This window comes from Stenotrophomonas sp. C9D9, assembly GCF_056491205.1.
Map to the genome: position 1 here is coordinate 1,317,099 of NZ_JBSZIF010000004.1, position 23,978 is coordinate 1,341,076.

16 protein-coding genes are annotated in these 23,978 nt (G+C 68.6%); 13 read left to right on the forward strand and 3 right to left on the reverse strand.

From position 1 onward, the window contains the following. Positions 1-132 precede the first annotated feature (132 nt). Positions 133-3,819 (forward strand): indolepyruvate ferredoxin oxidoreductase family protein, encoded by a 3,687-nt coding sequence (locus ACXI0D_RS11510; RefSeq protein WP_119007361.1) that lies wholly within the window; start codon positions 133-135, stop codon positions 3,817-3,819. 84 nt (positions 3,820-3,903) lie between these two features. Here the strand turns inward: ACXI0D_RS11510 and ACXI0D_RS11515 are convergent, their stop codons facing one another. Beyond that, positions 3,904-4,518 (reverse strand): DUF938 domain-containing protein, encoded by a 615-nt coding sequence (locus tag ACXI0D_RS11515; RefSeq protein ID WP_479642589.1) that lies wholly within the window; start codon positions 4,516-4,518, stop codon positions 3,904-3,906. A gap of 673 nt (positions 4,519-5,191) precedes the next feature. On the opposite strand from ACXI0D_RS11515, the gene ACXI0D_RS11520 reads away from it, so the two are divergent. From ACXI0D_RS11520 to ACXI0D_RS11560, 9 genes are read left to right on the forward strand one after another with little or no spacing between them, the layout of a single operon-like run. Next, entirely contained in the window at positions 5,192-6,823 is a 1,632-nt protein-coding gene (locus ACXI0D_RS11520; RefSeq protein ID WP_182474435.1) for a TldD/PmbA family protein, read from the forward strand. A gap of 30 nt (positions 6,824-6,853) precedes the next feature. Beyond that, positions 6,854-8,488, forward strand: coding sequence for a TldD/PmbA family protein (locus ACXI0D_RS11525; protein ID WP_014035493.1), 1,635 nt, complete (start codon positions 6,854-6,856; stop codon positions 8,486-8,488). Between the two features lie 21 nt (positions 8,489-8,509). Continuing rightward, the gene (locus tag ACXI0D_RS11530; protein WP_119007363.1) at positions 8,510-9,844 is read left to right on the forward strand and encodes a TldD/PmbA family protein; all 1,335 of its coding nucleotides are present in this window, start codon (positions 8,510-8,512) and stop codon (positions 9,842-9,844) included. Continuing rightward, positions 9,844-10,551: a DUF4159 domain-containing protein gene (locus ACXI0D_RS11535; protein WP_014035491.1), complete on the forward strand. Its 708-nt coding sequence runs from the start codon at positions 9,844-9,846 to the stop codon at positions 10,549-10,551. Before ACXI0D_RS11530 ends, ACXI0D_RS11535 begins: the two co-directional genes overlap by 1 nt. A gap of 16 nt (positions 10,552-10,567) precedes the next feature. Further along, positions 10,568-11,551, forward strand: a complete 984-nt coding sequence (locus tag ACXI0D_RS11540; RefSeq protein ID WP_135966738.1) for an AAA family ATPase — start codon at positions 10,568-10,570, stop codon at positions 11,549-11,551. 7 nt (positions 11,552-11,558) lie between these two features. Then, positions 11,559-12,455, forward strand: coding sequence for a DUF58 domain-containing protein (locus tag ACXI0D_RS11545; RefSeq protein WP_479642590.1), 897 nt, complete (start codon positions 11,559-11,561; stop codon positions 12,453-12,455). Next, on the forward strand, positions 12,452-13,573 hold the full coding sequence (locus ACXI0D_RS11550; protein ID WP_479642591.1) for a BatA domain-containing protein: 1,122 nt from the start codon (positions 12,452-12,454) through the stop codon (positions 13,571-13,573). The genes ACXI0D_RS11545 and ACXI0D_RS11550 overlap by 4 nt, the downstream gene beginning before the upstream one ends. Continuing rightward, positions 13,570-15,738, forward strand: a complete 2,169-nt coding sequence (locus ACXI0D_RS11555; RefSeq protein ID WP_479642592.1) for a hypothetical protein — start codon at positions 13,570-13,572, stop codon at positions 15,736-15,738. Before ACXI0D_RS11550 ends, ACXI0D_RS11555 begins: the two co-directional genes overlap by 4 nt. Further along, positions 15,735-17,543, forward strand: a complete 1,809-nt coding sequence (locus ACXI0D_RS11560) for a hypothetical protein (protein ID WP_479642593.1) — start codon at positions 15,735-15,737, stop codon at positions 17,541-17,543. Before ACXI0D_RS11555 ends, ACXI0D_RS11560 begins: the two co-directional genes overlap by 4 nt. A 110-nt stretch (positions 17,544-17,653) precedes the next feature. Here the strand turns inward: ACXI0D_RS11560 and ACXI0D_RS11565 are convergent, their stop codons facing one another. Together ACXI0D_RS11565 and ACXI0D_RS11570 are read right to left on the reverse strand one after the other, a co-directional pair. Next, complete coding sequence (locus tag ACXI0D_RS11565; RefSeq protein WP_119007367.1) at positions 17,654-18,328, reverse strand: hypothetical protein; 675 nt, start codon at positions 18,326-18,328, stop codon at positions 17,654-17,656. 40 nt (positions 18,329-18,368) lie between these two features. Beyond that, a complete protein-coding gene (locus ACXI0D_RS11570) occupies positions 18,369-18,887 on the reverse strand; it encodes a hypothetical protein (RefSeq protein WP_479642594.1) in 519 nt (172 codons plus the stop codon). 238 nt (positions 18,888-19,125) lie between these two features. Here ACXI0D_RS11570 and ACXI0D_RS11575 point away from each other — a divergent pair, with 238 nt between their 5' ends. The 3 genes from ACXI0D_RS11575 (at position 19,126) to ACXI0D_RS11585 (ending at position 23,936) form a co-directional block, all read left to right on the forward strand. Next, positions 19,126-20,334, forward strand: a complete 1,209-nt coding sequence (locus tag ACXI0D_RS11575; RefSeq protein ID WP_101764659.1) for a hypothetical protein — start codon at positions 19,126-19,128, stop codon at positions 20,332-20,334. A 93-nt stretch (positions 20,335-20,427) separates the two neighbouring features. Further along, positions 20,428-22,917, forward strand: coding sequence for a DEAD/DEAH box helicase (locus ACXI0D_RS11580; RefSeq protein ID WP_119007368.1), 2,490 nt, complete (start codon positions 20,428-20,430; stop codon positions 22,915-22,917). Then, positions 22,914-23,936, forward strand: a complete 1,023-nt coding sequence (locus ACXI0D_RS11585) for a ribonuclease H-like domain-containing protein (protein ID WP_119007369.1) — start codon at positions 22,914-22,916, stop codon at positions 23,934-23,936. Before ACXI0D_RS11580 ends, ACXI0D_RS11585 begins: the two co-directional genes overlap by 4 nt. The last annotated feature ends 42 nt before the right edge of the window (positions 23,937-23,978 follow it).

Consider the following 23,978-nt stretch of genomic DNA (forward strand, 5'->3'; position numbering starts at 1 on the left):
CTCCCCGATCCTAACCCCAGCATGGCCGCCGGCGCGAGTGCCGGGGCGGAAGGGCCTCGCTGCTACAATTCGCGCCTTTCCCGCCGCGTGCCTGCACGCGGCCGGTGCCAGCCGATCCTGACCGGGCCAGCCATGACCAGTACCGCGCAACTCACTTCGCCCTCTTCCGCCGACCTGATCGACCGTGACTACACGCTCGACCACAAGTACACCCGCAACGAGGGGCGGATCTACCTGAGTGGCGTGCAGGCGCTGGTGAAACTGCCGTTGATGCAGCGGCTGCGCGACGCGCACGAAGGCATCGACAGCGCCGGCTTCGTCAGTGGCTACCGTGGCAGCCCGCTGGGCGGCTTCGACCTGGAACTGTGGCGCGCGCGCAAGCACCTGGACGCGGCCAAGGTGAAGTTCACCCCCGGCCTGAACGAGGACCTGGGCGCCACCATGGTGTGGGGCACCCAGCAGACCAACCTGTTCCCCGGCGCCAACGTGCAGGGCGTGTTCGGCATGTGGTACGGCAAGGGCCCGGGCGTGGACCGCTGCGGCGACGTGTTCAAGCACGCCAATGCCGCTGGCACCTCGCGCTACGGCGGCGTGCTGGCGCTGGCCGCCGACGACCATGCCTGCCGCAGTTCAACCCTGCCGCATGGCAGCGAGGATGAGTTCGTCAGCGCGATGATGCCGGTGCTGAATCCGGCCGGCGTGCAGGACATCCTGGACATGGGCCTGCTGGGCTGGGCGATGAGCCGCTACACCGGCCGTTGGGTCGGCTTCAAGACAATCGCCGAAACGGTGGAATCGTCGGCCTCGGTCGAGGTCGACCCGATGGCGCGCCGCATCGTGCTGCCGGAAGACTTCGAAATGCCCTCGGGCGGCCTCAACATCCGCTGGCCGGACCCGCCGCTGGACCAGGAAATGCGCCTGCACCGCTATGCGGTGAAGGCCGCACAGGCATTCGCCCGCGCCAACGGCATCGACAAGGTGGTGATGGACGCGCCGCGTGCGCGGCTGGGCATCGTCACCACCGGCAAGAGCTACCTGGACGTGCTGCAGGCGCTGGAATACCTGGGCCTGGATGAAGCCGCGTGCGCCGACATCGGCATCCGCGTGTACAAGGTCGGCATGACCTGGCCGCTGGAGCCGCAGGGCATCGCGCGCTTCGCGCAGGGCCTGGAAGACATCATCGTGGTGGAGGAGAAGCGTGCCTTCATCGAGCGCCAGATGAAGGAACAGTTCTTCAACTGGCCGGCCAGCTGGGGCCAGCGCCCGTCGATCGTCGGCAAGTACGACGAGAGCGGTGAGTGGATCCTGCCATCCACCGGCGAACTGACCCCGGCCACCATTGCCGGCGTGATCGGCCGCCGCATCCAGAAGTTCTTCAACAACGAGTCGATCGAGCAGCGCCTGCAGTGGATGCAGGAAAAGGAAGCCGAGCTTGCGCTGCCGCGCGCCAGCTTCCCGCGCGTCCCGCACTACTGCTCCGGCTGCCCGCACAACACCTCCACCAACGTGCCGGAAGGCTCGCGCGCGCTGGCCGGCATCGGTTGCCATTACATGGTGACCTGGATGGACCGCAGCACCGACACCTTCACCCACATGGGCGGCGAAGGCGTGACCTGGGCCGGGCAGGCGCCGTTCACCGACACCCCGCACGTGTTCCAGAACCTCGGCGACGGCACCTACTTCCACAGCGGTTCGCTGGCGATCCGCCAGGCAGTCGCGGCCGGCGTCAACATCACCTACAAGATCCTCTACAACGATGCGGTGGCGATGACCGGCGGCCAGCCGGTGGACGGCCCGCTGAGCGTGCCGGACATCGCAAAGCAGATGCGCGCCGAAGGCATCCACACCATCGTGGTGCTGTCGGACAACATCGGCAAGTGGACCGGCCAGCGCGAGCACTTCCCCAGCGATGTCGAGTTCCACGACCGCAGCGAACTGGATGACGTGCAGAAGCGCCTGCGCGAGGTGAAGGGTGTTTCGATCCTGATCTACGAACAGACCTGCGCCACCGAGAAGCGCCGCCGCCGCAAGCGCGGCAAGCTGGAAGACCCGCAGAAGCGGGTGCTGATCAACTCGCTGGTCTGCGAAGGCTGCGGCGACTGCGGCAAGAAGAGCTTCTGCGTGTCGGTACTGCCGAAGGAAACCGAGTTCGGGCGCAAGCGCGAGATCGACCAGTCCAACTGCAACAAGGACTATTCGTGCGTGAACGGCTTCTGCCCGAGCTTCGTCACCGTGCACGGTGGACAGCCGCGCAAGGGCAGCAAGCGCGATGCCTCCACGCTGCTGGACAACCTGCCGGCACCGTCCCTCCGCGGCACGCTGGAGCAGCCCTGGAACATCCTGATCACCGGCGTCGGCGGTACCGGCGTGGTGACCATCGGTGCGCTGCTGGGCATGGCCGGCCACCTGGAAGGCAAGGGCGCGACCGTGCTCGACCAGACCGGCCTGGCACAGAAGGGCGGCGCGGTGACCACGCATATCCGCATTGCCCGTCGCCCTGAAGACATCCACGCCGTGCGCATCGCCGCCGGCGAGGCCGACCTGGTGCTGGGCTGCGACATGGTGGTGGTCAACGATTACTGGGCGCTGTCGAAGGTGCGCGCCGGCCGTTCGCAGGTGGTGCTGAACACCTATGAAGCGATGCCGGGCACCTTCACCACCCGCCCGGACATGCAGTTCCCCGCCGCCGACATCGTGGCCGGTGTGCGCGTGGCACTGGGTGGGCAGGAGCCGCTGCTGCTGGATGCCACCCAGCTGGCCACCGCGCTGCTGGGCGATGCGATCGCCGCCAACCTGTTCATCCTCGGCTACGCGTGGCAACAGGGCCTGGTGCCGCTGTCGTTCGAGTCGCTGATGCGCGCCATCGAGCTCAACGGCGCCGCCGTGGCGATGAACCAGCAGGCCTTCGCCTGGGGCCGCCTGGCCGTGGTCGACCCGCAGGCCGTGCAGCAGGCCGCGGGCCTGGTGCGCAACCGCCACACCGATACCGAATCCACCCCGGGTCCGCTGCATCCGCTGCCGCCGGGCGAGTGGGAGGGCAACGAATGGGGCGCCACTGCGGCGCCGCGCAATACCGGCGACGAACGCGAACTGCGTGGCCTGCCCTCGCACGGTGGCGATGTTGCGTTCCTGCCGCTGGACGACGCCCGCCTGTCGCGCTCGCTGGATGAAATGATCGAGCGCCGCGCCGCGTTCCTGGTCGAGTACCAGGACGCTGCCTACGCCAACCGCTACCGCAGCCTGGTCGAGCGCGTGCGCGCCGCCGAAGCCGACCGCATCGGCGGTTCCACCGCGCTGACCGAGACCGTGGCCCGCTACCTGTTCAAGCTGATGGCCTACAAGGACGAGTACGAAGTGGCCCGCCTGTACACCAGCGGCGACTTCCAGCGCCGTCTGCAGCAGCAGTTCGAAGGCGATTACCAGCTGCGCTTCCACCTGGCGCCGCCGCTGTTCGCCAAGAAGGACGAGCAGGGCCGGTTGCTGAAAAAGGAATACGGCCCGTGGATGTTCAAGGCCTTCGGCCTGCTGGCCAGGCTGAAGTTCCTGCGTGGTGGCCGCTTCGACGTGTTCGGACGCACCGGGGAACGCCGCATGGAACGCAAGCTGATCGGCGATTACGAAGCCACCGTGCAGCTGCTGCTGGACGGCCTGGATGACGACCGCCTGGCGCTGGCGGTGGAGATCGCCAGCGTGCCCGAGCACATCCGCGGCTTCGGCCACGTCAAGGAAGCGCATTTCGAGCAGGCCAAGGCGCGCGAAGCCGCCCTGCTGGCGCAGTGGCGCAACCCGAAGGCGCTGCATATCGTGCAGGTGGCGTAACGCCGCGGAACAGGGAGTGCCGGCCGCTGGCCGGCAGCCATCCTGGCGCTCGGTTGCCGGCCAGCGGCCGGCACTACTGGCGGTTCACCCCAGCCGCCACAGCAGCAACCGGTTGTTGGCCGGCATCGCCACATCGCCCAGGCGGGTGAATCCGTGGTCGGCGGCCAGCGCCTGTACCGCTTCGCTATCGCGGATGCCGCTGCGCGGGTCGCGCGCCTTCAGCCAGGCATCGAACTGCGCGTTGCTGTCGCTGGTGTAGCGGCCACCGTAGTTGAACGGGCCGTACACCGCCAGCAGCGCACCATGCCGCAGCACCGGTGGCAGCGCGGCGAACAGCGCCTGCACGTGCTCCCAGCTCATGATGTGCAGTGTGTTGGCACTGAATGCGGCGTCGAACATGCTGCCTTCCGGCAGGCTCAGGCCGGTCGCCGGCGGCAGCTCCACCTGCAGTGCCACCGGCGGCAGCAGGTTCAGCAGCGCTGCCTCCGCGCGCCAGGCCTCGATGCCCGGCAGATGGTCCGGATGGTCGCTGGGCTGCCAGCGCAGCCACGGCCAATGCTCGGCGAAGAAGGCCGCATGCTGGCCGGTACCACTGCCGATTTCCAGCAGCCGGTGACGGTCGCCCATCCACGGGTCGAGTGCGGCGGCGATCGGTTCGCGGTTGCGCTCGCAGGCTTCTGAATACGGCTTGCTCGACATCAGGACGGTGTCCAGGCGGGGTCGGCCCCATTGTGCATGAGGGGGTGTCTGCAGGGCTTGCAGCCCTGCACCCGCAGGAGCAACGGCAAAGGCCGAAGCAACGTCAAAAGCTGGCATTCCGTGGGATGGCAGGGTGGGTCCGGTTGCGGGGGACGCCGTGAATCCGTCCCTGGAGGCTCGGTCGCGCCATCCATGGCGCTTACGCCCCCGCAACCGGACCCACCCCGCCTTCGACAGTTTTCTGCGGTCTGTTGGACCGGCTCTCGGGGTCAGATCCGTTTTCCGCAGGAAAACGGATCTGACCCCGGATTCATTTCGATATCTGACAGATGTGTCGACCAAGGTCGACACCCACCAACAGCCGCAACGATCTGTCAGAGGTGGGGCGGTGTGGGTGGGCAGGACCGTTGGCGCCATGGATGGCGCCATCGAACCCCCATGGATGGGTTTACGGCGTGTCCTGCCCACCCACACCGCCCCGCCAACCCACGGAATGCCCGCTGTTGCTGTTGCTCCGGCTCTGAGCAGGTGCAGGGCTGCAAGCCCTGCCGAAACCCTCCCCAACCATGACTGCAGTCACTTGCCCGGACGCGCTGCGCTGGCGAAAGTCAGGCAGTTGACGTGATCGGCTCGGCCTGTTGCCGGCCGCACGCAAGCGAGAGAGAGAAACGCTGTGCAACGACGTGAGTTCCTGGCTTTTTCCGGTCTGGGCCTGGCGGGCCTGCTGCTGCCGCATTCCCGTGCCATCGCCGCCGAGCAACTGCTCGCCCCGGTCGACACCCTCCAGCGCAGGCGCCTGGCGGACGTGGCGCTGGCCACCGCACGCACGGCCAAGGCCAGCTACTGCGATGTGCGCATCGGCCGCTACCTCAACCAATCGGTCATCACCCGCGAGCACCAGGTCGGCAATGTGACCAACCGGGAATCGTCCGGCGTGGGCGTGCGGGTGATCGTCAACGGTGCCTGGGGATTTGCCGCGACCCATCAGCAGACCGAGGCCGCCGTGCGCGCTGCGGTCGAGCAGGCTGCGGCAATCGCCCGTGCCAACGCCAGCATCCAGACCCGGCCGGTGCAGCTGGCGCCGACGCCCTCGGTCGGTGAGGTGCGCTGGCAGACGCCCGTCCGCAGGAACGCGATGGCGGTGCCGATCCAGGACAAGGTCGAGCTGCTGCTGGCACTCAATGCCGCCGCGCTGAATGCGGGCGCCGACTACATCAATTCCACCCTGTTCCTGGTCAACGAACAGAAGTACTTCGCGTCCAGCGACGGCTCGTTCATCGACCAGGACATCCACCGCATCTGGTTGCCGTTCACCGCCACCGCCATCGACAAGGCCAGCGGCAAGTTCCGCACCCGTGCCGGCCTGTCGTCGCCGATGGGCATGGGCTACGAGTTCCTTGATGGCGATGCGCGCGGCAAGGTACACCTGCCCGGTGGCATCACCGCTTACCGCGATTCCTACGACCCGGTCGAGGACGCCATTGCGGCCGCCCGCCACGCGCGCGAGAAACTGAAGGCGCCGTCGGTGAAGCCCGGCAAGTACGACCTGGTGCTGGACCCGTCCAACCTGTTCCTGACCATCCACGAGAACGTCGGCCACCCGCTGGAGCTGGACCGCGTGCTCGGCTACGAAGCCAACTACGCCGGGACCAGCTTCGCCACGCTGGACAAGCGCGATGCCGGTTTCCGCTGGGGCAGCGACATCGTCACCTTCTTCGCCGACAAGACCCAGCCCGGCAGCCTCGGTGCAGTCGGCTACGACGACGAAGGCGTCAAGACCCAGCGCTGGGACCTGGTGCGCGACGGCATCCTGGTCGATTACCAGGCCACCCGTGATGAAGCCCACATCCTCGGCCGCGATGCATCGCATGGCTGCAGCTATGCCGATTCCTGGTCCAGCGTGCAGTTCCAGCGCATGGCCAATGTCTCGCTGGCGCCGGGCAAGCAGCCGCTCAGCGTCGAGGACATGATCAAGGACGTGGAGAACGGCATCTACATCCACGGCCGCGGTTCGTATTCGATCGACCAGCAACGCTACAACGCGCAGTTCGGCGGCCAGCTGTACTACCAGATCAAGGACGGAAAGATCGCCGGCATGGTCGAGGATGCGGCCTACCAGATCCGCACGCCGGAATTCTGGAATGCCTGCACCGCCATCTGCGATGAGCGTGACTTCCGCCTGGGCGGTTCGTTCTTCGACGGCAAGGGCCAGCCCGGCCAGGTCTCGGCGGTCTCGCACGGTTCGTCCACCACCCGCTTCAACGGCATCAACATCATCAACACCGCGCGCAGTCTCGGCGCTTGAGCCACCCATCCTTCGACATGGAGAGCAGCCTTGCAAAGACGTGACTTCCTGGCCCTGACCGGGCTTACCGCGGGCGGGCTGATCGTGCCCTCCTTCTTCGGCAAGGTGATCGCCGCCGAACAGCTGCAGTCCAGCCTCGACCCGGCGCTGAAGAAGCGCCTGGCCGACGCCGCCCTGCAGGCCGCGCGCAGCGCCGGTGCCACCTACTGCGACGTGCGCATCGGCCGCTACCTGCGGCAGTTCGTGATCACCCGCGAGGACAAGGTGCAGAACGTGGTGAACACCGAGTCCACCGGCGTGGGCATCCGCGTGATCGTCAACGGTGCCTGGGGCTTCGCCGCCACCAATGCGCTGGGCACCGCCGACGTGGCCAAGGCCGCGCAGCAGGCCGCGGCGATCGCCAAGGCCAATGCCGGCGTGCAGACCGCCCCCGTACAGCTGGCCAAGGCGCCGGGCGTGGGTGAGGTGAGCTGGCGCACGCCGATCCGCAAGAATGCGATGGAGGTGCCGATCAAGGACAAGGTCGGCCTGCTGCTGGACGTCAACGCCGCCGCGATGGGCGCCGGTGCCAGCTTCGTCAATTCGATGCTGTTCCTGGTCAACGAGCAGAAGTACTTCGCTTCCACCGATGGTTCCTACATCGACCAGGACGTGCACCGCATCTGGGCGCCGATGACGGTCACCGCCATCGACAAGACCAGCGGCAAGTTCCGCACCCGCTCGGGCCTGTCCTCGCCGATGGGCCTGGGCTACGAGTACCTGGATGGCGCCGCCGCCGGCAAGGTGGTCAGCCCCAATGGCGTGGTCAACTACAGTTCTTCCTACGACATGAAGGAAGACGCCATCGCCGCCGCCAGGCAGGCGCAGGAAAAGCTGAAGGCACCGTCGGTGAAGCCGGGCAAGTACGACCTGGTGCTCGATCCGTCGCACACCTGGCTGACCATCCACGAATCGATCGGCCACCCACTGGAACTGGACCGCGTGCTCGGCTACGAGGCCAACTACGCCGGCACCAGCTTCGCCACCCTGGACAAGCGCGAACAGCATTTCCAGTATGGCAGCGAGCTGGTCAACATCTTCGCCGACAAGACCCAGCCGGGCAGCCTCGGCGCGGTGGCGTACGACGACGAAGGCGTGAAGTGCAAGCGCTGGGACCTGATCAGCAACGGCAAGCTGGTGGACTACCAGACCATCCGCGACCAGGCCCACATCCTCGGCAAGACCGAGTCCGACGGCTGCTGCTATGCCGACTCGTGGTCCAGCGTGCAGTTCCAGCGCATGGCCAACGTGTCGATGGCACCGGGCAAGAAGCCGCTGAGCGTGCCCGACCTGATCAAGGACGTGGAGAACGGCATCTACATCATCGGTGACGGCTCGTTCTCGATCGACCAGCAGCGCTACAACGCGCAGTTCGGCGGCCAGCTGTTCTACGAGATCAAGAACGGCCAGATCACCCGCATGCTGGAAGACGTGGCCTACCAGATCCGCACGCCGGAGTTCTGGAATGCCTGCACCGCCGTGGCCGACGAGCGCGACTACCGCCTGGGCGGTTCGTTCTTCGACGGCAAGGGCCAGCCCGGCCAGGTCTCGGCGGTCTCGCACGGTTCGTCGACCGCGCGCTTCAACGGCATCAACGTCATCAACACCGCGCGCAGCCTCGGCTGACCGGTCAGGAGCCCTTACACCATGAGTATCTTCACCGAAGCCCAGGCCAAGGCCATCCTCGACAAGGTCATCGCCCTGTCCAAGGCCGACGAGTGCACCGCCGTGCTGGCCGGCGCGATCAGCGGCAACATCCGTTTCGCGCTGAACAATGTCTCCACCAGCGGCATCGTCGACAACACCGAGCTGGCGGTCACCGTCGCCTTCGGCAAGCGCGTCGGCACGGCCTCGATCAATGAGTTCGACGATGCCGCGCTGGAACGCGTGGTGCGCCGAGCCGAAGACCTGGCGCGCCTGGCCCCGGAAAACCCTGAGTTCATGCCGGCCATCGGCAAGCAGAGCTACCGCGCCAGCCCGACCTTCAGCGAATCCACCGCTGCGATCGATCCGGCGTTCCGCGCCAAGGTCGCCGCCGATTCGATCGCCCCGTGCCGTGGCCACGGCTTGGTCGCCGCCGGCTTCCTCGAGGACGGCCAGGGCTTCCAGGCCACCGCCAACAGCAACGGCAACTTCGCCTACCAGCGCACCACCAACTTCGATTACACCTGCACCGTGCGCACCGAAGATGGCCGCGGTTCGGGCTGGGTCGGCCGCAACCTGAAGGATGCCGCCGACTTCAAGGCCGACCAGGACATCCGCATCGCCATGCGCAAGGCCACCGAATCGGCCGAAGCCAAGGCGCTGGAGCCGGGCAAGTACACGGTGATCCTGGAGCCGGCCGCGGCCGCGGGCCTGATCAGCTTCATGATGAACTTCTTCAGCGCACGCTCGGCCGATGAAGGCCGCAGCTTCCTGTCGAAGAAGGGCGGTGGCAACAAGCTGGGCGAGCAGGTCTACGACCCGCGCGTGACCATGATCGCCGACCCGTGGCATCCGGACGCACCGGTGCTGCCGTGGGACAACGAAGGCCTGCCGCGCGAGCGCATGGCCATCATCGAGAACGGCAAGGTCGCCAACCTGGACTACTCGCGCTTCTGGGCGCAGAAGCAGGGCAAGACCGCCAAGGCCTCGCCGGGCAACCTGCTGATGAGCGGTGGCGACAAGAGCACCGCCGAGCTGGTGCGCGGTACCCAGAAGGGCATCCTGGTCACCCGTACCTGGTACATCCGCATGGTCGATCCGCAGACCGTGCTGCTGACCGGCCTGACCCGCGACGGCACCTTCTACATCGAGAACGGCCAGATCAAGCACCCGGTGAAGAACTTCCGATTCAACGAGTCGCCGGTGATCATGCTCAACAACATCGAGGAGCTGGGCAAGCCGGTGCGCGTGGCCGGTGATGAATCCAGCTACGTGATGATGATCCCGCCGATGAAGCTGCGCGATTTCACCTTCACCTCGCTGTCCGACGCCGTCTGATGGATCGCCGGGCCTGCCTGCGCTGGTTGGCCGCTGCCGCTTCGGCGGCGGCGCTGCCAGCCTGGGCGCAGTCAGGCCCGCGCAGTTCGCGCTACGACTTCTGGTTCACCCGCCTGCAGTACGACTCCGGTGACTGGGACGTGGACGCGCGCATGCCGTCCAACCTGATCACCTCGCTGATTGATTACACCTCGCTGCGCGTGGACCCGCAGGAACACGTGGTGGCGCTGGCCGACCCGCGCATGCTGGAAGCGCCGTTCTGCTACCTGGCCGGGCACACGCTGGTGGAGTTCAATGCCGCCGAGCGGCAGAACTTCGTGCGCTACGTGCGCAATGGCGGCTTCGTCTTCGTCGACGACTGCAACCATGATATCGATGGGCTGTTCGCCACCTCGTTCGAGGCACAGATGGGCCGCCTGTTCGGTCCGAAGGCATTGCAGAAGCTGCCCAACAGCCACGCGCTGTACCGCAGTTTCTTCCGCTTCCCGGATGGCCCGCCCGCCACCAGCTTCGAACTCAACGGCTGGGGCGACGACCTGGTGCACGACTACCTGAAGGGCATCGAGGTCGACGGCCGCCTGGGCCTGCTGTACAGCAACAAGGACTACGGCTGCGAGTGGGACTACGACTGGCGCAACAAGCGTTTCCTGGCCGAAGACAACACCCGCTTCGGCGTCAACATCGTGATGTACGCGTTGAACAATTGATAGGACCTGCACGCCCATGACCTCCCCCGACCTCGACTCCCTGTTGCCGCGCCTGGATGCGCTGCGCGCCGCGCTCGCACGCGCCGTGGTGGGCCAGCACACCGTGGTCGAGCAGCTGCTGATCGGCCTGCTGGCCGGCGGCCACTGCCTGCTGGAAGGCGCGCCGGGGCTCGGCAAGACCCTGCTGGTGCGCTCGCTCGGGCAAGCGCTGGAACTGCAGTTCCGGCGCGTGCAGTTCACCCCCGACCTGATGCCCAGCGACATCCTCGGCACCGAGCTGCTGGAGGAAGACCACGGCACCGGCCATCGCCATTTCCGCTTCCAGCAGGGCCCGATCTTCACCCATCTGCTGCTGGCCGACGAACTCAACCGCACCCCGCCCAAGACCCAGGCCGCGCTGCTGGAAGCGATGCAGGAGCGCACGGTCAGCTACGCCGGCACCACCTACGCATTGCCCGCGCCGTTCTTCGTGCTGGCCACGCAGAACCCGATCGAGCAGGCTGGTACCTACCCGCTGCCGGAGGCACAGCTCGATCGCTTCCTGCTGCACGTGCTGGTGGATTACCCCAGCGAGGACGAGGAACGGCAGATCCTGGAGCAGACCACCGGCGGTGCCACCGACGCGGTGCCGAAGGTGATGGATGCCGAAGCGGTGATCGCGCTGCAGGCCGCAGTACGCCAGGTGCATGTCAGCCCTGATGTGCTGGCCTGGATCACCCGTCTGGTGCGCGCCAGCCGTCCAGGCGAAGGCGCACCGGCGGCGATCAACCAGTGGGTGAAGTGGGGCGCCGGCCCGCGCGCCGGGCAGTCGCTGGTGCTGGCGGCGAAGGCACGCGCGTTGCTGCAGGGTCGTTTCGCCGCCACCCGCGAGGATGTGCAGACACTGGCCGCGCCGGTGATGCGTCATCGCCTGCTGCTGTCGTTCGCCGCCGAGGCCGAGCAGAAGCGTGCCGACGACGTGGTCGCCGCCCTGCTGCAGGCCGTGCCGTTCCCGGGTTGAGCCACGCGTGAACGCAGGTGCCCCGCTGACGTTGCCACCGGAACTTCGTGCGCGCCTGCGCATGCTGCGGTTGCGGCCGCGCCTGGCCAGCGGTGCCAGTGGCATCGGCCAGCACGCCAGCCGCAGCCGCGGTGCCGGCCTCGAATTCGCCCAGTACCGGGCCTACGAGCCAGGCGACGCGCTGCGCCAGATCGACTGGAAGCTGTACGCACGCTCGGACCGCTTCTTCGTGCGCGAATCCGAACGCGAAAGCCCGATCACGGTCTGGCTGCTGCTCGATGCCACCGCCTCGGCCGGTCAGGCTGATCGCGCGGCACCGCAGCGCACGCGCCTGGACCACATGCGCGGCGTGGCCGCGTGCGTGGTGGAGCTGGCCCTGCAGCAGGGCGACCGTTTCGGCCTGCTGGCGATCAATGGCGAAGGACTGCAACTGGTGCCCGCAGCGAACGGCGCACGCCAGCGTGATCGCGTGCATCTGCAACTGCATGCCCTGCAGGCACGCGGCGGCTGGCCTGCAGCCGATCGCCTGCGTCCACTGTGGGAGCGTGTGCGCCCGGGCGACCTGCTGCTGGCGATCGGCGACGGCTTCGACGAAGCCGGCATCGTGTTGCTGGAACAACTGGCCAGCGCGCGCCGCGAAGTGGCGCTGCTGCAGATCCTCACCGCCGACGAGCGTGACTTCCCGTTCGACGCCGGCCATCGCTTCCGCGATCCGGAGACCGGCGATGAACTGCTGGGCGATGGCGCGGCGATCCGCACCGACTACCTGCAGCGCTTCGCTGACGCACGCAACGCATTGCAGTCGCGTCTGCAGGCCAGCGGCATCGCCAGTGCCACCGGCTGGCTCGACCAGCCGCTGGACCAGGCACTGCAGGCGCTGTTCGGCCGTGGGGGCGGTGCATGACCCTGCTGTTCCCGCTCGGCCTGGCCGCGCTCGCTGCAGGGCTGCTGCCGCTGCTGATCCACCTCGCACGGCGCCATCCGTACACACCGTTGGATTTCGCCGCGCTGCGCTGGCTGCGTGCACAGATCCGGCCGCGCCAGCGCATCCGCTTCGATGACTGGCCGTTGCTGCTGGTGCGCCTGCTGTTGCTGGCCGCGCTGGCCTTGCTGCTGGCACGACCTGCGTTGACCGGCCCCGCGCCGGCCTCCAGTGCATGGACGGTGGTGGCTCCCGGACTGGACGCGACCGCACTGCGCGGCACCGCCGAAGCGGGCAACTGGCATTGGCTGGCGCCCGGCTTCCCGGCCATTGATCAAGTGCCACCTGCGTCCACGGCCTCCCTGCCCAGCCTGCTGCGCGAACTGGACGCACAACTGCCCGCGGGCACCGCATTGACCGTGCACGTTCCCGATCCCCTGCCCGGCCTGGACGGCGCACGCCTGCAGCTGTCGCGCGAGATGCAGTGGCGGCCGCAGCCGATGCCGGTCACTGCGCAACCGAGTGCCGCAACGTCGCCGCGCCTGCGCGTGCACAGCGATGCTTCGGCCGCCGCCCAGCATTGGTTGAATGCGTTGCAGCGCGCGTGGGGCGTGCAGGCGCCGCTCGCCCCCCTGGTGGCGGATGCGCTGCCCGAACGCGGCGAGATCGGCGTGTGGAGCCGGAACGGCGCACTGCCGGCGAACTGGCAGGCGTGGCTGCAAGATGGCGGACGTGTAGTGACTGCCGGCAAGCCTGCCGCCGAGGCCAGCATCCTGCTGCGCAACGCCGAGGGCGCCCCGCTGCTGTGGCAGCAACGCATCGGCCACGGTGTCCTGCTGTCTCTGACCGGCGACTGGGATGCCTCAGGCAACGCTGCGCTGCGCGATCCGCAGTTGCCGCATGCCCTGCTGCTGGCCCTGCAGCCGCCTCCGCTGCCGCGCCTCGGCGATGCACAGGATCAGGCACCCCAGCGGGCGGCACTGCCTGCGGCAACGCCGCCGCTGCGCGAGCTCACCCCGTGGCTGCTGCTGGCCATCGTGCTGCTGTTCGCGCTGGAGCGCTGGATGGCCAGCAGTCGCCGACGCAGGGTGCCCGCATGAAAATCCTGCAGCACGCCTGGCAACGCGCGCGCCGCCGCCGTGCACTCATCACCCTGCTGCTGGGCCTGCCGTGGGCGCTGGCCGCAACGGCGCTGGCGCTGCGCCTGGCGGGCTTCGATATCGCCTGCGTGGTTGGCACCGTCGGCCTGCTAGCCTGCGCAGCGCTCGCCACGGCTCGCTCCCGCCAGCTGGACCCGCAGTGGTTGCAGCGCCAGCTCGATGGCAGCGGCGCCAGCGAGGACAGTGCCGACCTGCTGTTCGCCGATGCAGCCATGCTCAATCCGCTGCAGCAGCGTCAGCGAGCGCATGTGCTGGCCGCGCTGGAACGTGCGATGCCGGAACTGCGTCCGCGCTGGCCGCGCGCGGCATTGGCGCTGTACTGGATTGCAGGCCTGGCCATCGTTGCGCTGGTCGTCGGCTGGCCACGTTCCAGCCCCGGCTCCGCGCCGGCCGGTGCGTCGGCGCCTGGCAGCACGGCTGCCGCGGGCCCACTGCACCTGCAGTCCACCCGCCTGCGCATCGACGCGCCGGCCTATACCGGCCAGGCGACGCTCACCCAGAACGCACTGGATGCCAAGGTCGCCGCCGACAGCCGGCTGTCGTGGTCGTTGCGCTTCGATCGCGCGCCGGACAAGGCATGGCTGCAGTTCCACGATGGTCGCCGGCTGCCGCTGAACGAACACGATGGCCAGTGGCAGGCACAGGATGTGGCGCGCACGCCGGTGCTGTACCGCGTGGTGAGCGAACCGGCATTGGCCGGAACCCGCCTGCATCGCCTGGACGTGGTCGCCGACCGCGCGCCCAGCGTACGCGTGCTGGAGCCGGCCGCCAGCCTGGTGCTGGGCGCGCCCGGGCAACGCCAGTGGACGCTGCGCTTCGAGGCCAGCGACGACTACGGCGTGGCCGCGCAGGCAACACTGTCGATCACCACCACCCAGGGCAGCGGTGAGAACATCACCTTCGTGAAACGCAGCGTCACGCTTGCCGGCAGCGGCGAAGCCACCGCGCGGCGTTTCGCCCACACTCTTGATCTGGCTGCGCTGGGCGCACAACCGGGCAACGATGTCATCGCCCAGCTGGAAGTGCGCGACAACCACGCGCCAACACCGCAGACCGGGCGCAGCAGCAGCGTGATCCTTCGCCTGCCCAGTGCCGAGGTTGCACTCGGTGCCGAACTGGAAGGCCGCATCAAGAAGACCCTGCCGGCCTACTTCCGCAGCCAGCGGCAGATCATCATCGATGCCGAAGCGTTGATCCGGCAGCGACGCAGTCTCGCCGCCGAGGACTTCATGAAGCGCAGCGATGCGATCGGCGTCGACCAGCGCATCCTGCGCCTGCGCTATGGCCAGTTCCTGGGCGAAGAAAGCGAGGGCGCACCGAAGCCGCCGCCGGCCAGCGACCTGCCCACCAGCGATGCACCGGCTGCAGACAGCCACGACGACGATCACGATCACGACCATGGCGCCGAGGCCGGAGCGCACGATGAGCATGGCCACGATCACGGCGGCAAGGCGTCCAATGCCGATGCGCCACCGGTGTTCGGCAGCGCCACCGATGTGCTCTCCGAATACGGCCACACCCACGACCATGCCGAGGCCGCGACCCTGCTCGACCCGCAGACCCGCGCCACGCTGAAGGCCGCGCTGGACCAGATGTGGTCGGCCGAAGGCGAGCTGCGCCAGGGCCGGCCAGAGCAGGCGCTGCCGTTTGCCTACAAGGCGCTGGCTTTCATCAAGCAGGTGCAGCAGGCCGAACGCATCTACCTGGCGCGGGTCGGGCCGGAGCTGCCACCGATCGATGAAGGCCGCCGGCTGGGTGGCGATCGCGCCGGACTGGCCAGTCGCGAACTGCCACTGGCCGCACGCACGCCGCCCGACCCGGCCATCATCGAAGCCTGGCAACGCCTCGGCGATGACACCAGCGTGCCCGACCTCGACGCACTCGCCAGCTGGCAGCAGCGCAATGCCGCCTACCTGCCCGATGCACTGGATCTGGCCGCCGCCATCGAGCAGCTGCGCATCGAACCCAGTTGCCGTGACTGCCGCCAGCGCCTGCGCGCACAGCTGTGGCGGGCGCTGCAGCGACCACTGCCGCAGGCAATGCGGCGCAACGCCGCCGATGCGATGGGGCAGCGGTACCTTGATGCGCTGGAGGCGCAGCCATGAACGCCTCCGCCGTGAACCTGTGGATTGCGCCGGCACTCGTCCTGATCGTGGTCATCGCCAGCGTGCGCCAGCTGCGTGGCACTGCCACGCGTCGTGGCCGCCAGTGGATCGTGATCGCGCTGCAGCTGATCGCTGCCGCGCTGCTGTACTTCTGCCTGGTCCCCCCCACCCGCCAGCAACCCGCGGTCGGCCTGGTCGTGCTGGGAATCGATGCCGGCAAGGCCGGCGCGCTGCCGGCCAGCGCAGGCCCGCTGCTGCTGTTGCCGGAAGCTACCGATGTGCCCGGTGGCCAGCGCGTGCCGGACCTGGCCACCGCGCTGCGCCAGCATCCGGCCTCCACGCTGACGCTGGTCGGTGCCGGCCTGGTCGCTCGTGACCGCGACGCGGTACTGCCACGCGACGTGCGTTGGCAGTCGGCAGCTCCGCCGCGCGGGTGGATCGCACTGCAGCCACCCGCCGACACCGCGCCCGGCGCACGCTTCGACGTGCATGCACAGGCGCGCGGCGTCGCCAGGGCCCGGGCGGAACTGCTGGACCCCGCCGACAGCGTGGTCGATCGCGTGGACGTTGCCGAGGACGGCCGCGTGCAGCTCAGCGGCATCGCCCGTGCCGAAGGCCGCAGCGTGTTCCAGCTGCGCCTGCTCGATGCCGAGGGTCATGTGGTGGACAGCACGCCGGTACCGCAGCAGACCCTGCCGGCGGCACCGCTGCGCCTGCTGGTGCGCGCCAGTACGCCGGGCCCGGAGCTGAAGTACCTGCGCCGCTGGGCCGCCGATACCGGCATCCGCGTGCAGGTGCAGGCCGATACCGGGGCGGGCGTCAGCGTGGGAGATGGCGTGGTCGCGCTGGATGCAGCGTCACTCACGCGCAGCGATCTGTTGCTGCTGGACGAGCGCAGTCTGGCCGCCTTGAGTGCCGGCCAGCTGGCTGCCGTGCGGCAGGCGTTGCGCGACGGCCTCGGCGTTCTGGTGCGTAGTGCGGGCACACCTGCTGCCAGCGCGCGCCAGCGCCTGCACGACCTGGGTCTACCGGTGCAGGGCGATGGCAGCAGCCACGCCCTCGAACTTCCCGGCGGCGGCGACAGCGCGGTCCTCGCCGCACGGCGTGGCCCGCTCGCCGCGGGTACGCTGCCGACGGGCTACGGCGAGGAAGCTGACCGCAGCTCGCACAATGCTCCCCTGCCTGCGCTGGAAGCACTCGCGCTGCAGGCACCGGGCAGCACCGCCCTGCTGCAGGATGGCACCGGCAAGGCTGTCGGCGGCTGGCGCGCTGCCGGCAAGGGCCGCATCGGCCTGCTGCCAATCACCGACAGCTGGCGCTGGGTGCTGGCCGGGCGCGATGACCGCCACGGTGAACTCTGGAGCAGCGTGGTCGCCACGCTGGCACGTGCGCAGGGCAGCGGTGATGCGCTGTGGTCGCCGCAGGCGCTCAGCTGGGCGGGCGAACGGCAGGCGCTGTGCGGCGTGCAGTCGCCACTGCAGGTGTTCAACGCACGCGGCGACAGCGTGCCCCTGATCGTCGACGGCGCGACGTCGGCCCTGCGCTGCGCCGGCTGGTGGCCGCGTGAGGGGGGCTGGCAGCGCCTGCAGCACGGCGATATCACGGTCTGGCGCTATGTGTTCGACCCGAAGGACGCACCTGCACTGCATCGGCAGGCAATGATCGACGCGACCACACGTGCACTGGCGACCAGCACGCCGGCAAACGCGTCGGTGATGCAGCCCGTGCCGGGCTCGCGCTGGCCGTGGTGGCTGGCGTTCGTGCTCTGCGCATCGCTGCTGTGGTGGCTGGAGCGGCGGCGCTGAGCCCGGGGTCGGATCCCATTCGTCCACGAAAGGGCTCTGACCCCACCGATTGGATCGCAAACAGCATCCACGCATGGCGTGGATCTACTGGCCCCCCCCTCATGCGTCCTTCAACGTTTCCCCGCGCGCCGGTACACGCCATTGAAGCGCACGTTCATGCCACCGCATTCGCTGTTGTCGGCCACGACCAGTACATCACCCAGCGAGTGCACCCGCACCTTGCAGGTGTCTTCAACGAATTCCACATCGGCGCCGCGCGGCGTCGCGCGTGCTTCCACCTGGCCCAGGTTCGGCCCATACGGGCGCTGTTCCGGCGTGGGGTTGGCAGAGGGCCAGTAGGCGTCGCCATCCACATGCAGTTGTCCACCCTGCACGGTGATGCGCAGGCCGTTGTCGCCATCTTTCCAGTGGCCCGTCCACTCCTGCAGCGTTGGCACGACCACGGGCAACGGCTGCAGCTTGCTGCGGTCGACCCAGCCGGCGCTGCCGCCCACCTTGTTCGGGAAGAACGCGCAGCGGTAGCGGCCCAGGTCGCGACCGGTCACCACCGTATCGCCGTTGACCACGTAGCTGCGCTGCCGGCAGGCCGGCTCGCCCTTTTGCGGGCAGCCGTCCATGTCGCCGAGCAGGTACAGGCGCGGTGCATCGACCACCCGCGCCAGCGCGAACCGGCTCTGTTCAGAGGGGAACGCACCATTGCGGCAGGCGCCATCACCGGCGATGCCGGCAGCAAAGGCGGACGCCGGCAACAGGGCAGCCAGCAGGCAGAACGAACGCAGGAACATGGCAGCGCTACCGGTTGAGGAACCGGCAGGATATACCGGCCTACTTCACCGGCGGCGGATCGCAGCCGTCCTGCTGCTGGCAGAAACGCAGCGCACGCTGCTGCTGTTCGGGACTGAGCTCCGGCGGTGGCCGGGCAATGGCGGACTGGATCTGGTCGGGGCCGCCGGTGAGCTTGTTCAACCCCCGGCCCGCCGCCAGCACGCCCTTGACCACGCCCATCATGATGTAGCCGCCGCCCATGCTGACCTGCTCGGGTGACGGTGGCTCGCTCCAGTCGCGGCTGAAACGGTTGTCGCCGAACTTCACCGGGTTCTTGAAGCGGTACAGGTCCAGCGGCTCGTCATCGGGCTTGAGCGCACGCACTTCGCCAAGGGTGGTGACGTTGTCCTGCGGCAAGGCGGTGGAGACCGGTGCGGTGGTTGCAGCCGGCGCATCTGCGGGGGGAACGGGCGCGGGATCACGCGCCGCTGCCGGTGCGGCCTGCTGCGCCTGCGCGAGACCCGCCAGCAGCAGGCCGGCCAGGAGTGCTCCCTGCGTTCCACGTCGTGCCACAGCCATCCGCCCTGTTGGTTGCGTCCAGCGCTCAAGGATACGGATGCCGGCTTCAGATTTCGTTGTGACCTGCGTCGGTGTTCAGCTTCCATCGGCGCCCCCTACGTGGTGACCCCGACCGCGATCTGCAACTACTTGCATTCCCCTTGCAGGCAGAAGAACCCAGTCTGCGGACTGCCCTGCACCCGCTGTCGATGAAGCCCATGCCGCTCCCCTCCCGCCGTCCACGCCACGGGCACCGCTGATGTCGCCGGCGCTGGCGTTGGTCCTGGTGTTCCTGCTGGCCCCGATGGTGCTGATCGCCCGTGCCGAATGGGCGTCGCGCCGCAGGCGGGCCTTTGCCGAGCTGCGCCGGCAGCCACCTTGCCGCGTGCTCAGCGACAACGAAGACGCAGCCCTGGCCGTGGTGCGCGCACTGACCGGCTGCGCCCACGACCATCAGGTCCGCGTGGTATCCGGGGCATTCGGCAATGCCTCGTTGTTCGGCGCGCGCGCGATCAATCATGCCGACCTGGGGGAGATCCCGGTCCTGCTGCCCTTCGATGCCTGGCGCCACATCGCCACCGACAATCACGCCGAGGTGGTACTGGCCGATGGCATGGCCGTGGTCGTGCGTCTGAACGGCTTCCATATCGTCGGCGCACAGCGGCGAGCCGACCGCGCAGCTGCGGTCGAGGAGGCCCCTTTCGAACCCCTCGTCCTGCGGCCCCGGCGACACCGGGTGCATTCGCTGGCACCCAGTGAAGTACTTGGCATGCGAATGGAGAATGCTGCGGAAGTCCGTCTTCGCCGCCACCGCCCCCCACGCTGGACGGGGTTGCTGGTGGCATTGCTGGCCCTCGGAGCAGCGGCCGCCCTGCATGACGACTCGCCGTTCTGGTTGCAGCTGCTGCTGTGCAGTCCGCTGCTCGCGATCGCCGCGCTTGCGCTCTGGTTGTCGCGGCCGCGACGACGCGGGCCGGCGGTGCCGCAGCGTGTCCTGCAGGTCCGCGGCAGGCTCGCCGACTTCGCGCTGCACCCACAGCATCCGCCGTTGTGGCTGATCGGCAGTGACCGCCGCATTGAACTGCCGGCGGAGTGGCTGGGCAGCGGGCACTTCGTCAGCGGCAGATGCGTGCGGCTGGACGTGCGCGAGAGCGACGGCGTCGTACTGGGTGCGGGACCGCATTGGTCCCGCGTGGAGGACCACCACCACTATCCGCCGAGCGGCGCGCTGTGGCCACTGGCCTGGCTGGGGATGATGCTGGTGGTGCTGTTGTTCGGCGGGACAAGCCCGGACCTGATCAGCGATGCGGGCGCCGCGCGTGCGGACGCGTGGCGGCTGTGGTGGCTGCTGGCCCTGGCCATCACGCTGTGGCAGCCCATCGGGTTCCTGCGCAGGACACGGCATGCGCTGCGTCGGACGGCCCGGTACACCGCCGCACTGGCCAATCGGCCGCCGCCAGCGCACTGAACGGTTCACTCCGTCCCATGCCGATGTCTCACATCCTGAGACGTGGATGTGGTGCCATGTGACCCCTCGCAATCCGTCCCGGCTCCACTTTCCATGGCTTACGAACTCGCCAAGCGCACCGCCGATGCCGAGCAGAAGCTCGCCACCCGCGATGGCCTGCCCGCCCGCGACGGCGCCCTGCTCAGCGCGCGACTGCAGCGCCGCTACCAGGACCGCATCACCGGCAGCTTCGCCATTCCCGGCCGCGAGGGCCGCTACGCCCCCATTCCCGACTCGGTGCCACCGGCACTGGCCGCGGCCCTGAAGGCACGTGGCATCGAGCAGCTCTACAGCCACCAGGCCGAGGCCTGGGAGGCCAGCCAGCGCGGCGAGCACGTGGCCATCGTCACCCCCACCGCCAGCGGCAAGTCGCTGTGCTACACCCTGCCGGTGGTCAGCGCGGCGATGCAGGACAAGGCCAAGGCGCTGTACCTGTTCCCGACCAAGGCGCTGGCGCAGGACCAGGTGGCCGAGCTGCTGGAACTCAACCGTGCCGGCGACCTCGGCGTGAAGGCCTTCACCTTCGATGGCGACACCCCCGGCGATGCGCGGCAGGCGATCCGCCTGCATGGCGACATCGTGGTGTCCAACCCGGACATGCTGCACCAGGCCATCCTGCCGCATCACACCAAGTGGGCGCAGTTCTTCGAGAACCTGCGCTACATCGTCATCGACGAAGTACACACCTACCGCGGCGTATTCGGCAGCCACGTCACCAACGTGCTGCGCCGGCTCAAGCGCATCTGCGCGTTCTATGGCGTGCAACCACAGTTCATCCTGTGCTCGGCCACCATCGGCAATCCGCAGGCGCATGCCGAGGCGTTGATCGAGGCACCGGTCACCGCCATCACCGAATCCGGCGCGCCCAGCGGACCGAAACAGGTACTGCTGTGGAACCCGCCGGTGATCAATCCAGACCTGGGCCTGCGCGCCTCGGCACGTTCGCAGAGCAACCGCATCGCGCGCATCGCGATCAAGTCCGGGCTGAAGACCCTGGTGTTCGCGCAGACCCGCTTGATGGTCGAGGTGCTGACCAAGTACCTGAAGGACATCTTCGACCACGACCCACGCAAGCCGCCACGCATCCGCGCCTACCGCGGCGGTTACCTGCCCACCGAGCGCCGCGAGACCGAGCGTGCGATGCGCGCCGGCACCATCGACGGCATCGTCAGCACGTCGGCGCTGGAACTGGGCGTGGATATCGGCAGCCTGGACGTGGTCATCCTCAATGGCTACCCCGGCAGCGTGGCCGCCACCTGGCAGCGCTTCGGCCGCGCCGGCCGCCGCCAGCAGCCGGCGCTCGGGGTGATGGTGGCCAGTTCGCAGCCGCTGGACCAGTACGTGGTGCGGCATCCGGACTTCTTCGCCGAAGCCTCGCCCGAACACGCGCGCATCGCGCCGGACCAGCCGCTGATCCTGTTCGACCACATCCGCTGCGCGGCGTTCGAGCTGCCGTTCCGGGTCGGCGATGGCTTCGGCCCGATCGACCCGGAAGTGTTCCTGGAGGCGCTGGCCGAGACCGAGGTGATCCACCGCGAAGGCGAGCGCTGGGAATGGATCGCCGACAGCTATCCGGCCAACGCGGTCAGCCTGCGTGCGGTGGCCGACGGCAACTTCGTGGTGGTCGACCGCAGCGACGGCCGCCAGCAGATCATCGCCGAAGTCGATTATTCCGCCGCCGCACTCACCCTGTACGAAGGCGCCATCCACATGGTGCAGTCCACGCCCTACCAGGTGGAAACGCTGGACTGGGACGGCCGCAAGGCCTATGTCACCCGCACGCATGTGGACTACTACACCGACAGCATCGACTTCACCAAGCTCAAGGTGCTGGACCGTTTCGACGGCGGCGTGGCCGGGCGTGGCGATTCGCACCATGGCGAAGTGCACGTGGTACGGCGCGTGGCCGGCTACAAGAAGATCCGCTACTACACCCACGAGAACATCGGCTATGGACCGGTGAACCTGCCCGACCAGGAACTGCACACCACCGCGGTGTGGTGGCAGCTGCCGCAGGCGCTGCTGCTGCGCGCGTTCGCCAGCAGGCAGGATGCACTGGATGGCTTCCTCGGCGCGGCCTACGCGCTGCACATCGTCGCCACCGTGGCGGTGATGGCCGATGCGCGCGACCTGCAGAAGTCGGTCGGCAACGGCGATGGTGCCTGGTTCGCGATTGCCGACCAGAGTGGCCGTGGCCAGCTGCGCGGCAGCGAGGGCGATCCTGGCGTTGTCGAGCTGCTGCAGGAGTTCGTGCCCACTGTTTACCTGTACGACAACTTCCCCGGGGGTGTCGGCCTCAGCGAACCGCTGTGGCAGCGCCAGGCCGAGCTGGTGCAGCGCGCGCGCGAACTGGTGCAGCGCTGCGACTGCAAGGCCGGCTGCCCGGCCTGCGTGGGCCCGGTACTGGCCGCGCAGGAAGAAGATGAAACTTCGCCGCGTGCGCTGGCGCTGCGCGTGCTGGACCTGTTCGATGCCGACGCCTGCCAGCACGTACCCGACGTGGTGGTGACCGCGCGCGACCCGATGGAGCTGCTGGCCCCGTGAGCCTGAGCCTGGACAAGCTGCGCCTGCTGCGGAAGCAGGCCGGCGACCCGAAAGCAGTCACGCCGGTGGCGCCCGAGCCACCGCCGCCAGCGCCGGCCCCGGTAGCCGCCAACGATGCACAGCAGCCGCCGGCCGAGCGTTCGGTGTTCGCCTGGGTCGAGCAGGAGATCCGCCACAAGCCGACCGGCGCTGCCGCGCCCGTGACGGCCGCCGCACCGCTGCGTCGACCGGAAGTGGGCAGCCTGCACCGCCTGCTCGGCCTGCGCTCGCGGGGCGGAGCCGCACCGGCACGCGCCAGTGCGCAGGATCGCCAGCTTCCCGGTGAGGAAATCGCACCGGGCCTGTTCCTGATCGAATCGCTGCAGCCGCAGCCGATTCCCGCAGAACCGCTTTCCCTGGCTTTCGCCAAGCGCGAGCACGAATACGTCGCCGCGCGCGACCTGCTGTTCTTCGATACCGAGACCACCGGCCTGGCCGGCGGCACCGGCACCCGCGCCTTCATGATCGGCGCCGCCGACTGGCATGTGTGCCCGCAACGTGGCGAAGGCCTGCGCATCCGCCAGTTGCTGATGGCCACGATGGCCGCCGAGGACGCGATGCTGGCCACCTTCGCCCGCTGGCTGCAGCCGTCCACCGTGTTCTGCAGCTACAACGGGCGCAGCTACGATGCGCCGCTGCTGAAGGCGCGCTACCGGCTGGCCCGCCAGCGTTGCCCGATCAGCGCGCTGGATCACGTCGACCTGCTCTATCCGACCCGCCGCCGCTATCGCGGCACGTGGGAGAACTGCAAGCTGTCCACCATCGAGCGCCAGCTGCTGCGCGTGGTACGCGAGGACGACCTGCCTGGCTCCGAAGCCCCGGGCGCATGGCTGCGTTTCCTGCGTGGAGGCGACGCGGTGGACCTGCGCCGGGTCGCCGACCACAACCACCAGGACGTGGTGACCCTGGCCCTGCTGCTGCAGCGGCTGGTGCACGAGGAACAACGCGAACGTGAGACGCTGGCGCTGGTCGGGCAGTAACGGCATGGGGCCGCGTTGACATGCCCTGACGCTGGCAGCGGT